The sequence below is a fragment of the Blautia glucerasea genome (genome assembly GCF_013304385.1).
Lineage (GTDB): Bacteria > Bacillota > Clostridia > Lachnospirales > Lachnospiraceae > Blautia_A > Blautia_A ammoniilytica.
The window spans coordinates 1-12,778 of sequence record NZ_JAAITU010000042.1 but is presented as its reverse complement, the minus strand read 5'-3'; the positions used below and the strand labels follow the sequence as shown (position 1 = coordinate 12,778).

9 protein-coding genes are annotated in these 12,778 nt (G+C 43.7%); 7 read left to right on the top strand and 2 right to left on the bottom strand.

Annotated features, from left to right (window positions below; translation table 11 throughout):
- Nucleotide 1 precedes the first annotated feature (1 nt).
- Together G5B11_RS14600 and G5B11_RS14595 are read right to left on the bottom strand one after the other, a co-directional pair.
- Nucleotides 2-1,381: an aldehyde dehydrogenase gene (locus G5B11_RS14600; protein WP_173728873.1), complete on the bottom strand. Its 1,380-nt coding sequence runs from the start codon at nt 1,379-1,381 to the stop codon at nt 2-4.
- Nucleotides 1,378-2,607, bottom strand: a complete 1,230-nt coding sequence (locus G5B11_RS14595) for an iron-containing alcohol dehydrogenase (protein ID WP_158422333.1) — start codon at nt 2,605-2,607, stop codon at nt 1,378-1,380. Before G5B11_RS14595 ends, G5B11_RS14600 begins: the two co-directional genes overlap by 4 nt.
- Nucleotides 2,608-2,925: 318 nt before the next feature.
- Here G5B11_RS14595 and G5B11_RS14590 point away from each other — a divergent pair, with 318 nt between their 5' ends.
- From G5B11_RS14590 to galE, 7 genes are all read left to right on the top strand, one after another.
- Nucleotides 2,926-5,658 carry a translation factor GTPase family protein gene (locus G5B11_RS14590; protein ID WP_173728872.1) on the top strand — a complete coding sequence of 911 codons (2,733 nt, stop codon included), beginning with the start codon at nt 2,926-2,928 and terminating at the stop codon, nt 5,656-5,658.
- A 17-nt stretch (nt 5,659-5,675) separates the two neighbouring features.
- Nucleotides 5,676-6,176: a transcription elongation factor GreA gene (gene greA, locus G5B11_RS14585; RefSeq protein ID WP_173728871.1), complete on the top strand. Its 501-nt coding sequence runs from the start codon at nt 5,676-5,678 to the stop codon at nt 6,174-6,176.
- A 241-nt stretch (nt 6,177-6,417) separates the two neighbouring features.
- On the top strand, nt 6,418-8,187 hold the full coding sequence (locus G5B11_RS14580) for a Na/Pi cotransporter family protein (protein WP_173728870.1): 1,770 nt from the start codon (nt 6,418-6,420) through the stop codon (nt 8,185-8,187).
- 18 nt (nt 8,188-8,205) lie between these two features.
- A complete protein-coding gene (locus G5B11_RS14575) occupies nt 8,206-8,886 on the top strand; it encodes a winged helix-turn-helix domain-containing protein (RefSeq protein ID WP_173728869.1) in 681 nt (226 codons plus the stop codon).
- An 18-nt stretch (nt 8,887-8,904) separates the two neighbouring features.
- Nucleotides 8,905-10,248: a sensor histidine kinase gene (locus G5B11_RS14570; protein WP_173728868.1), complete on the top strand. Its 1,344-nt coding sequence runs from the start codon at nt 8,905-8,907 to the stop codon at nt 10,246-10,248.
- 203 nt (nt 10,249-10,451) lie between these two features.
- Nucleotides 10,452-11,375 (top strand): sugar phosphate nucleotidyltransferase, encoded by a 924-nt coding sequence (locus G5B11_RS14565; protein WP_158422327.1) that lies wholly within the window; start codon nt 10,452-10,454, stop codon nt 11,373-11,375.
- Nucleotides 11,376-11,556: 181 nt separating this feature from the next.
- The gene (gene galE / locus G5B11_RS14560) at nt 11,557-12,573 is read left to right on the top strand and encodes a UDP-glucose 4-epimerase GalE (RefSeq protein ID WP_158422326.1); all 1,017 of its coding nucleotides are present in this window, start codon (nt 11,557-11,559) and stop codon (nt 12,571-12,573) included.
- The last annotated feature ends 205 nt before the right edge of the window (nt 12,574-12,778 follow it).

The window sequence follows — 12,778 nt, the reverse complement described above, 5'->3', positions numbered from 1 at the left end:
ATTATTTCAGGAAGAAATGAATCAGTTTATTATTCAGTTTTTTATATGGCTGGTATCTCATTGGCAGATCCAGCCATGTTTTTTTATCTACAATGCTTTTGAAATGGGAGAAGGTACAAAAGCCTTCTTTGCCGTGATAACCACCCATACCGCTTTCCCCAAAGCCTCCGAAAGACATTTCGCTGGTTGCCAAATGGATGATGGTATCGTTAATACATCCGCCGCCAAAGCCGCAGCTGGCAGTGATCTTTTTGGCGGCTGCTTTGTTCTTTGTGAAAAAGTAAAGTGCAAGAGGATGAGGCATGGAATTTACTTTCTGGATCACATCATCCAGGTTTTGATAGGTAAGTACCGGCATAACAGGTCCGAAGATTTCTTCTTGCATTATCTTATCCTGGAATGTTACACCATCCATTACTGTAGGCGAAATCTGTAAGGTCTTAGGATCAGATGTACCGCCAAACACTACTTTACTTTCTTCTATCAGACTCAGGATACGGTTAAAATGCTTTTCGTTTATAATCTTTCCATAATCCGGGTTTGACAGAGGCCTTTCTCCAAACTGTGCAGTGATCTGTTTTTTTACTTCCTGAATAAATCTGTCTTTTACAGATTCTTGGCAGCAAATATAATCAGGAGCTACGCAGGTCTGGCCACAGTTCAGGTATTTTCCGAACACGATACGTTTTGCTGCAAGCTTCAGATCTGCAGTCTCATCTACAATGCAGGGGCTTTTGCCTCCTAGCTCCAGAGTCACTGGGGTAAGGTGTGCAGAGGCCTGGCGCATCACTTCACGTCCTACCGCCTGGCTTCCTGTAAAAAAGATATAGTCAAAGTGCTGCTGAAGAAGTGCTGTATTTTCTGCCCGGCCTCCATTAACAACTGCTACGTACTCCTCAGGGAAACATTGGGAAAGCAGTTTTTTAATCAGGGCACTGGTGGCAGGAGAGTAGGCACTTGGCTTTAAGATAACCGTATTTCCCGCTGCAATTGCATCTGCTAAAGGATCTATAGAAAGCAGGAATGGATAATTCCAGGGGCTCATCACTAATACCACACCGTAAGGGGAAGGCTTGGTATAGCTTCTGGAATGGAACTGGGCAAGAGGTGTATGTACCCGCTTTTCCCGGGAAAGGGAGCGGATGTGTTTTAGCATATAGGAAATTTCACTTAATACCAGCCCGGTCTCACACATATAGCTTTCAAAGCTGCTTTTTTCAAGGTCAGAAAGGATTGCCTGAGAAATAGCTTTTTCATTTTGTGAAATACAGGCTTTTAATTTTTGAAGAGCCTGGATCCGGTAAGAAATATCTAAAGTTTTTCCTGTATAAAAAAAATCACGTTGTTTATTTACCAGTGTTTGGATCTGAGTCTGATTCACAGGGTGTCCTCCTTTTTTTTATCAGGTTTTTCCATAAGGTCATAATAGAACGTCTCAAGCTCATTTGCGTTCATAAGTACAGGAACCGGGTACAGAGGGTTTGCTTCCTTGTCAGCATAATGTGCCAGTTTTGGAATATCCTCCTCACGGATCTCTGGAATAGTGTCCCCGATGTCAAACCGCTTTTTCATGTCCTTGATGGCCTGTATGAAGGCAGTAGCAGCTTCTGCTTCCGGGGTGCTTTTGTCAGCGATACCGACAGCGATTGCCAGTCTTGCCAGTTTTTTGTTGATCACGCTGCCGTATGCTTCCAGGACAAATGGAAGCAGGATGGCGTTGGCAAGACCGTGAGGTACATTGTATTCACCGCCCAGGGAATGTGCAACTGCGTGCACATAGCCAACATAGGATTTTGTGAAAGCACAGCCTGCATAATAGGAGGCACGGAGCATATTTTTGCGGGCTTCCTTGTCAGAACCGTTTTCATAGGCCTGATCCAGATTCTCAAAGATCAGCTTTACTGCATCCAGCGCATTTTTCCTTGTGCCAGGAGTAGTGGAATTGCCGATGTATGCTTCCACAGCATGGGTAAGAGCATCCATTCCAGTTGTTGCGGTGATAAACGGAGGAAGGCTTAATGTAACCTTGGGATCCAGCACTGCGTATCTGGGGATCAGCGGAAAGTCATTGATGGCATATTTATGCCTTGTCTGTGCATCTGTGATCACGGCTGCCAATGTGGTTTCGCTTCCGGTTCCTGCTGTAGTAGGAATTGCAACCAGAAGCGGCAGCTTTTTGTGTATTTTCAGGATTCCCTTCATTTGGGCAAGGGATTGGTGAGGCTTGGCGATTCGTGCGCCTACTGCTTTGGCACAGTCCATACTGGAGCCGCCGCCAAATCCGATAATGGCCTGGCATCCGGCTGCGTACCACAGGTTTTCTGCTTCTTCCACATTGTCAGTGGTAGGATTGGCTACGGTTTTGTCATAAATGGAATAAGCAATCCCATTTTGTTTCAGTGCTGTTTCAAGACGTACAGTAAGGCCGAGTTTCCTGATCCCCAGGTCTGTAATGATCAACACGTTGTCAATTCCTTTTTTCTGAAAAAGCTCAGGCAGAGCTTTTACACTTCCGATGATTTCCGGATTACGGTAAGGAAGGAATGGAAGGGCAAATTTAAATGCATTTTGAAAAATGCGGCAGTAGATTTTTCTTGCTTTATTCATGGATAGGTTAACCTTTCAATGTTAGTTTTGTGTTTAAAACATCTATATTATAGCATTGGATTTTATGTTGTAAAGAAAAATATTTGAAAATCAAACAATTTGACGCCGGGAGTAAGATCTGATTCCGCATGAGTTTGTTCATAAGACATGGAAAAAAGTATCTATTATGTGGTATGATAAAAAAAGCTGCCAGGGTATGGGACAATATCTGGCAAGGTATGGAATAAAGTCTGTCAGAGTATGGAATAAAAACTGGCAGGGTATGAAACAAAAACTGACAGCTTAAGGAATATAAAAGAGAGAAAGGGGCACATTCCTATGGGAGAGACCTCAGAAAATAATAAAAAGAAACATATTTGTATTGCCATGCTGGCTCATGTGGATGCAGGGAAAACCACGCTGTCTGAAAGCCTTTTATATCTGTGCGGGAAAATACGGAAAATGGGTCGGGTAGATCATGGAGATGCATACCTGGATACTTTTGATCTGGAAAGGGAGAGGGGCATTACCATTTTTTCCAAACAGGCTGTTTTTCCCATGGGCGATTTGGAAGTAACGCTTCTTGATACACCGGGACATGTGGATTTTTCGACAGAGATGGAAAGAACTTTACAGGTATTGGATTATGCAGTTCTTGTGATCAGTGGTGCAGATGGAGTGCAGGGTCATACCCAGACATTGTGGCGGCTTCTGGAGCGTTATCAAATCCCTGTGTTTATATTTATCAATAAAATGGATCAGGAAGGAACAGACAAAGAAGCTCTCCTGGCTGATGTACGCAAAAGATTAAGCGAAAATTGCATTGATTTTACAAATGGGCAGGAAAACACGGATTTTATGGAAAATCTGGCAGTATGTGAGGAAAGCCTGTTGGAAAAATATCTGGAAGAAGGCAGCCTTTCCAAAGAAGAGATCTTAGGCCTGATCAGAAAAAGAAAGGTATTTCCCTGCTATTTTGGATCTGCGCTGAAGATGACCGGACTGGAGGATTTTGTATATGGATTGCAGACCTATATGCAGCCGGAGGAATATGGTGATACCTTTGGGGCGAAGGTTTACAAGATCGCCAGGGATGATCAGGGAAACCGGCTTACTTACATGAAGATCACAGGAGGGAGCCTGAAAGTAAAAGAAAATCTTACCAATCAAAGAGCAGGCTTTAGACAGCCGGAAGATCAGATTTGGGAAGAAAAGGCTGATCAGATCCGGATCTATTCCGGGGCAAAGTATGAACTTGTAAAAGAAGCAGAGGCAGGTACAGTGTGCGCTGTGACAGGACTGACAAGAACCTATCCGGGAGAAGGATTAGGATGTGAGGCAGAGTCACAAATGCCGGTCCTTGAGCCTGTATTGAATTATCAGATCCAGCTTCCGGAGGGGACAGATGTTCATCTGATGCTGAAAAAGTTGAAAGAACTGGAAGAAGAAGAACCACAGCTTCATATTGTGTGGAATGAGCAGTTAGGTGAGATCCATGCCATGCTGATGGGAGAGGTACAGACAGAGATCCTGAAGAAGCTGATCTGGGATCGTTTTCATGTTGCTGTGGAATTCGGAACAGGGAATATTGTATATAAAGAAACCATTGCACAGCCTGTGGAAGGGGTGGGGCATTTTGAGCCTTTACGTCATTATGCAGAGGTGCATCTTCTGCTGGAACCTGGAGAGCGGGGGAGCGGCTTGCAGTTTTTCACTGCCTGCAGCGAGGATGTGTTGGATAAGAACTGGCAGAGGCTGATCCTTACCCATCTGGAGGAACGGGAGCATCCTGGGGTACTTACCGGCGCACCTATTACAGATATGCAGATCACTTTGCTGACCGGCCGTGCACACCAGAAGCATACAGAAGGAGGAGATTTCCGCCAGGCAACTTACCGGGCTGTGCGTCAGGGACTTAAAAAGGCAAAAAGTATTTTACTGGAGCCATATTATGAGGTACGCCTGGAGGTACCGGCAGAGAATATCGGCCGGGCCATGGCTGATTTCCAGAAAATGCAAGGTACTTTCGGAGCACCGGAAACAGAAGGTGACATGGCAGTACTGAAAGGCTATGCCCCTGTAAAGGCCATGCGGGATTATCAGAGAGAGGTGCTTTCTTATACAAGGGGGCGGGGACGTCTGTTCTGTGCCTTAAAGGGCTATGAACCTTGCCAGGATCAGGAAAAGATCGTGGCAGAGACAGGATATGATTCTGAAAGGGATCTGGATAATCCTACAGGCTCTGTATTCTGTGCACATGGTGTCGGTTTTCTGGTTCCCTGGTATCAGGTGGAAGAATACATGCATGTGGAAAGCCAGCTGTCAAAAGAAGCAGAAGAAAATGAGGAAAACATTTCCATTTCATCTTATCCGTCCGGGCATTCTTCAAAAAGTTATGTGGGAAGCTATGAGGATGACAAGGAACTGCAGGCCATTTTTGAAAGAACCTTTGGTCCGGTAAAAAGAAACAAAGGTGCAGGCTTTCACTCGGTAGTCCGGGCAGATACGGATGACAACGGTTATGTGCCAAAGAAGAAAAAAACACATCAGGAAGAGTATCTGCTGGTTGACGGTTATAACATTATTTTTGCCTGGGAAGACCTGAAGGAGCTGGCAGCAGTGAATATCCATGCAGCCCAGACCAGGTTAATGGATGTGCTCAGTAATTATCAGGGAATCAAGAACTGTAATCTGATCCTTGTATTTGATGCTTACAAGGTGGAAGGCCATCGGGAAGAAACCCTGAAATATCACAATATTTATGTGGTTTATACAAAGGAAGCAGAAACCGCAGATCAGTATATTGAGAAGACGGTGCATAAGATCGGGCGGCAGCATAAAGTAACAGTGGCTACTTCTGATGGTCTGGAGCAGATCATTATCCTGGGGCAGGGAGCCCAAAGGATGTCAGCAAAAGGCCTGCAAAAGGAAATTCAGGATTCAGAAGAACTTCTCCGGCAGGAGTGGCATCAGCACAGGCAGAGCAGCCGCAGTTATCTTTTTGACAATGTATCTCAGGAACTGGCAGATTATGTGGAACAGGTACGCCTGGGAAATGATAAAGAAAAATGAAATCGGGAGGCAGTAACATGAGGGAAAAACTTACAAAGCAGGATGTGGAGAAGATACAGCAGGAGATTGAGCACAGGAAGCTGGTGATCCGTAAGGAAGCTATTGAGGCAGTAAAGGAAGCACGGGCCCAGGGCGATTTAAGTGAGAATTTTGAGTACTATGCGGCAAAGAAACATAAGAATCAGAATGAAAGCCGTATCCGTTATCTGGAGAATATGCTGAAAACAGCTACCATTGTATCTGAAAGCTCCAAAGCTGATGAAGTTGGGATGGATGACATTGTGGAAGTATATTTTGAAGAAGAGGATGAAACAGAGAAATATAAACTGGTCACTTCTATTCGCGGCAATTCTATGGAGAACCGTATCAGTATTGAGTCGCCCATCGGTAAGGCATTAAAAGGGCATAAGGTAGGTGACCGGGTAGAAGTGAAGGTGAATGACAGCTACAGCTATTTTCTGGAGATCCGTTCCATAGATAAGACTCATACAGAGGATGAAGAAATACGGGGATTCTGATGTTTGGAATCCTTTGATGCGCTTTAAAATCCATTTTGACCCTGGCTATGATACCTACGGATTGTTTCGTGCTATGCACTCCCACAATCCTACTTTGGTATCATCTTATAAATAATTTTACAAAGATTTTACATATCCCTGAGGAGAAGTTTACACGCTTTTCTTACAATCAATGATAGTGCCAAGGTACAAAAGGCACAAGGTTACTTATATTTTACGACTATGGGGATAGGAGAAAAAAATGGACTTTTTCAGCGTATTAACTCTTTTAGGCGGTCTTGCCATGTTCCTTTATGGAATGAACGTAATGGGCGATGGACTTGAAAAGGTATCCGGAGGTAAGCTTGAGAAGATTCTGGAGAACCTTACATCAAGTCCTGTTAAAGCAGTGCTGCTTGGCGCAGCTGTTACAGGTGTGATACAGTCATCATCGGCAACAACGGTTATGGTTGTAGGATTTGTCAATTCCGGTATTATGCAGCTTTCTCAGGCTGTAGGCGTGATCATGGGAGCCAATATTGGTACCACTGTTACGTCCTGGATCTTAAGCCTTGCAGGCATTCAAAGCAGTAATTTCTTTATTCAGCTTTTGAAACCTACGTCTTTTGCACCGGTGCTTGCCCTTATAGGTGTGGTTTTCCTGATGTTTTTAAAGGATGCCAAGAAGAAGGATATCGGTACTATTCTGATTGGATTTTCCGTGCTGATGTTTGGAATGGAAACCATGAGCGGGGCTGTTAAGCCTCTGGCGGAAGTTCCTGAATTTACAGGGATCCTTCTGAAGTTCTCCATACCTGTTTTGGGTGTGCTGGCAGGTACAGTGCTTACTGCTGTTATCCAGTCATCTTCTGCATCAGTAGGTATTTTACAGGCTTTATGTATTACAGGAGCCGTACCTTACAGTGCAGCGATCCCGATCATTATGGGACAGAATATCGGTACTTGTATCACAGCTCTTTTATCTGCGATTGGTGCAAATAAGAATGCAAAACGTGCAGCTATGGTGCATCTGTATTTTAATATAATCGGTACCATTGTTTTTATGGTTGTATTCTATACTGTAAATACGGCTGTTCATTTTCCGTTTTTAACAGAAGCAGCAACCCCTGCAGGAATTGCTGTGATCCACAGTGCATTTAATATTTCAGTTACCATTCTTTTGCTTCCATTCTCCAAGCTTCTGGTGAAGCTTGCCTGTCTTACAGTACGGGACAAGGGAACAGAAGAAGTGGTTTCTCCGGAGGATAAGGAGTTTAAGATCCTGGATACCCGTTTCCTGGAAACACCTGCCCTTGCTATTGAGCAGAGCCGTAATGCAGCCAGAAACATGGCCCAGGAGGCAAAACAGGCTCTGAGGATCGCATTAACATTGATTGATGATTACAGTGAAGAAAAGGCTTTACAGGTCCAGAAGATCGAGTCCAAGGTAGACCGGTATGAGGATGAACTTGGTACATACCTGGTAAATCTGAACCATAAAAATCTTACCTTGGAAGACAGCCAGAGTCTTTCTATCATGCTTCACTGCATCGGCGATTTTGAAAGAATTTCAGACCATGCAGTGGAGATCAAGGATGCGGCAGAGGAAATGCATCAGAAAAAATTGCATTTTTCACAGAAAGCCCTGGCAGAGCTGCATGTACTGGAAAAAGCTGTAAATGATATTGTGGAAATGGCTTATCAGGCTTTTGCACAGAGAAATATGGGGCTTGCAGCTGCTGTGGAACCTTTGGAAGAGGTGGTTGATGAGCTGTGCCGCGAACTGAAGAACCGGCATGTGGACAGGCTGCGTGCAGGGGAATGTACCATCGAGATGGGATTTATCCTGTCTGATATAAATACAGGACTGGAGCGTGTAGCAGATCATTGTTCCAATATTGGTGTGTGTGTGACCCAGGTAAGGGAGAATCTTTTTGATACCCACAGCCATCTTGATATGATCAAAAACAGTCCGGATGAGAAATTTTACAGGGAAGTTGAAACTGACAGGTCAAAGTATGTACTTCCGTAAAGAAGTGGAGCAAAATATATGGATAAGTGGATCTATTGCGTTGAAGATGAAAGTAATATCCGGGAGCTTCTTGTATATACGCTGGAAGCAACCGGCTTTAAGGCAAAAGGCTTTGCTGACGGGAAAGGTCTGCGGGCAGCATTAAAAGAACAGATACCGGACATGATCCTTTTGGATCTGATGCTTCCCGGAGAGGACGGGTATTCTATTCTTGAAAAGTTGAAAAAGGATGAAAACACCAGGGACATTCCCATCATCATGGTAACCGCTAAGGATGCTGAATATGATAAGGTAAAGGGGCTGGAAGCCGGCGCTGACGATTATATTACCAAGCCTTTTGGGATGATGGAGTTTGTAGCCAGGATCAAGGCTGTGCTTCGTCGTACCAACAGGAACAGCAATACAGACAAAGAACTGAAATGCGGAGATCTGCGTATTCTTGTGGGACGACATGAAGTATTCTGGAAGGATGAAAAGATCGAGCTTACCAGAAAAGAATTTGAACTGCTGGTATATCTTGTGGAAAACCGGGGACTTGTAATGTCCAGAAATCAGATCCTGTGTCAGGTTTGGGGATATGAATTCGAGGGAGAGACCAGGACTGTGGATGTACATGTGCGAAGTTTGCGGCAGAAACTGGGAGAAGCAGGAAATATGGTGGAAACTGTGAGAGGGGTAGGCTACAGGATCGATAAATAAAGAGCAGGGGGAAATGGGATGAAACAAAAGATTTTAAGCCATACCAGTTTTATTATAGTACTCACGGTTCTTCTTACGTTCGGGTCAGCATGTGGTGTGATGTACAATAAAGTTAATTCAAATATGAAGGACGGGATCCGTAATGAGGCTGAATATATCAAGACCGGGATCGAAGCCTTTGGAGATGCAGACTTTACAGATAAGATTGAAAATATGACTACAAGCAGGATCACCTTAACTGATAAGGATGGCAATGTACTTCTGGATAATGAAGCGGATCCTGCAGAAATGGAAAATCACAGCAACCGTCCGGAATTTATCCATGCCATGAAAGAAGGCTCCGGTGAGAGCGTTCGCTATTCAGAAACACTTTCCAAACAGACATACTATTATGCAGTTCGGCTTTCTGATGGAAAGGTTCTGCGTGTAGCAAGAACCACAGACAGTGTTTTCCATACCTTAATGTCCAGCTTTACTTTACTTGGACTTCTGATGGTATGTATTATCCTTGTTGAGTTTATATTAGTTCAGAAACAGACAGATAAGATGATCAAGCCTATCAATAATCTTGATCTGGAGCATCCGCTGAAGAATGTGTGTTATGAAGAACTGCGTCCTCTTCTGGTACGCGTGGATGAACAGAACAGGCAGCTGTCCAAACAGATGGAAGAACTGAAAAGTGCACAGGCTATGCGGCAGGAATTTTCTGCTAATGTATCTCATGAGCTGAAAACACCGCTGATGTCTATTTCAGGATATGCGGAGCTGATGATGAACGGAATGGTTCCGGCAGAGAAAGTAACTGATTTTTCCGGAAGGATTTATCATGAAGCCACCAGGCTAAGCAGTCTTGTGGCAGATATTATCCAGTTGTCCAGGCTGGATGAAGGAGAAAGCAGCATGGCATTTGAAAGGGTAGATCTGTATGAACTGGCCAAGGATGTGCAGTGCAATCTGCGTCAGCAGGCAGAGAAAAAACATATCCAGCTTACCTTTTCAGGGGAATCCTGCTATGTGCAGGGAGTTCGTCAGGTCCTGTATGAGATGTTGTATAATATTGCAGATAATGCAGTAAGATATACGCCAGACGGCGGACAGGTTCACATAAGCGCAGGCAAGAAAAAAGGCCGGACTTTTTACAGAGTAGAGGATAACGGGATTGGGATCCCTAAGGCAGAGCAGGGGCGGATCTTTGAAAGATTTTATCGGGTGGACAAAAGCCACTCCAGGGAAACCGGAGGTACAGGGCTTGGTCTTTCCATTGTGAAACACGGAGCATTGATCCATCATGCAAAGGTTACTGTGGACAGTGATCTGGGAAAAGGAACAGCTATGGAAATCTTGTTTTCCCAGGATAAGTGATCAAATATGAGTGAAAGAGCAGCGGCGAAACACAGAATAATGTTTCACCGCTGTTTTGTATTTTACCGGGGATGTCAGGCAATGGTGATTAGTGTCTTTAGAAGTTGATATCTGGCAGTTTTTTTTGCGATATGGTATAATCTAAGCGTTGCATATCAGAGCAGCTATTTCAAAATGATTTCAAATGCAGGAGGTTGCATAAAATGAAAAAACCGGTATTAGTGGTAATGGCAGCAGGAATGGGAAGCAGATACGGCGGATTGAAGCAGATCGATCCGGTAGATAAGGAAGGACATATTATTATGGACTTTTCTATTTTTGATGCTGTAAAAGCTGGCTTTGAAAAAGTGGTTTTTATTATAAAAAAAGAAAATGAACAGGATTTCAGAGCTGCCATTGGAGACAGACTCAGTGAAAAAATCAAGGTTTCTTATGTTTTTCAGGAACTGACGAATCTGCCGGAGGGGTATGTGGTTCCAGAGGGGAGAGTAAAGCCCTGGGGAACTGGACATGCGATCATGAGCTGTATGGGTGAGATTGATGGCCCCTTTGTAGTGATCAATGCTGATGATTTTTATGGAAGCCATGCGTTCCAGGTGGCATATGACTATCTTACAACCCATCAGGATGAAGAGGGTATATACAGGTATATGATGGTTGGCTACAGACTGGAAAATACACTGACGGATAATGGACATGTGGCAAGAGGTGTATGCGAGATGGATGCACAGGGTTATCTGGCAGATATTCATGAGCGTACCCATATTGAAAAAAGAGGGAATGGGGCCGCATATACAGAGGATGAAGGGAAGACCTGGATCCCTATTTCTGGTGATGCCACTGTATCCATGAATATGTGGGGATTTTCGGAGAGCATTCTTGGGGAATTACAAAGCCGATTTTCAGCTTTTCTTGAAGAAAATCTTAAGAAAAATCCTTTGAAGTGCGAATACTTCCTGCCATTTGTGGTAGATGAGCTTTTAAAAGAAGGACGTGCTACTGTTGCAGTAGAAAAGTCTCAGGACAAATGGTTTGGTGTGACTTACAAAGAGGATAAGCCTATGGTAATGGCTGCGATACAGAACTTGAAAGATCAGGGTGTATATCCGGCACATTTGTGGAAATGATCTTTTGGTACGGTTATTATGTAATATTCATGTAAAAAACATTGTAGATACATATAAATAGTGGTATGATGTGTCAGGAATATACAAAAGGACAGTTAATTGGGGCATTTGGTATATTCTGTGTGGCATGTCCACACCAGATACATAATGCAAAAGAGGTAGTATAATAAAGGAGGTAATTATGGCTATTTTAGTTACAGGTGGTGCAGGTTACATTGGAAGTCATACAGTTGTTGAACTGCAGAATGCAGGATATGATGTAGTTGTACTTGATAATTTAAGCAATGCCAGTGAGAAATCTCTGAAACGTGTAGAGAAGATTACCGGTAAGCCGGTGAAATTTTATGAGGCAGATATTCGTGACAGGAATGCTCTGGAGGAGATTTTTAACAAAGAGGATATTGATTCCTGTATCCATTTTGCCGGACTGAAAGCTGTTGGAGAGTCAGTTGCTAAGCCGTGGGAGTATTATGAGAATAATATTTCAGGGACTCTTACACTTCTGGATGTGATGAGAAAGCATGATGCAAAGAATATCATCTTTTCCTCCTCTGCAACTGTTTATGGAGATCCAGCTCAGATCCCCATCACTGAGGAATGCCCAAAAGGACAGTGCACCAATCCATATGGCTGGACAAAGTCAATGCTGGAGCAGATCCTGACAGATATCCAGAAAGCAGATCCACAGTGGAATGTAGTTCTTCTCCGGTACTTTAATCCTATCGGAGCCCATAAGAGCGGCACCATCGGTGAGAATCCCAATGGCATCCCCAACAATCTGATGCCTTACATTACACAGGTTGCTGTTGGAAAATTGAAAGAACTGAGAGTATTCGGAAACGATTATGATACTCCAGATGGGACTGGAGTGAGAGATTATATTCATGTAGTAGATCTTGCAAAGGGTCATGTGAAAGCACTGAAGAAGCTGGAAGACAATTCCGGTCTGAGTATTTATAATCTTGGTACAGGAAAAGGCTACAGCGTTCTTGACATTGTAAAGAACTTTGAGGCTGCTACAGGCGTAAAGATCCCATATGTGATCACTCCAAGACGTCCTGGAGATATTGCAACATGTTATTCAGATGCAACCAAGGCAAAGGAAGAACTTGGCTGGGAAGCTGAAAATGGAATCAGGGAGATGTGTGAAGACTCCTGGAGATGGCAGTCCAATAATCCTAACGGATACGAAGATTAAGATATTGACATAAAAAGGGGCTGTCGGTTAATAGCAAATTTCGGCATCCCCAGTAGTAATTGAAAGGATCCCAGCAGGGACAAGGCTTGTTAGCCTTCTACCTTGCGAGGGATCCTTTTTTCTATGAAAGATGAAATTTATTTTTGACCGCAAAAATCCCTTGTCTGGATTTTTACAGCCGCACTTTTGATCAAGCTGTTTTTTC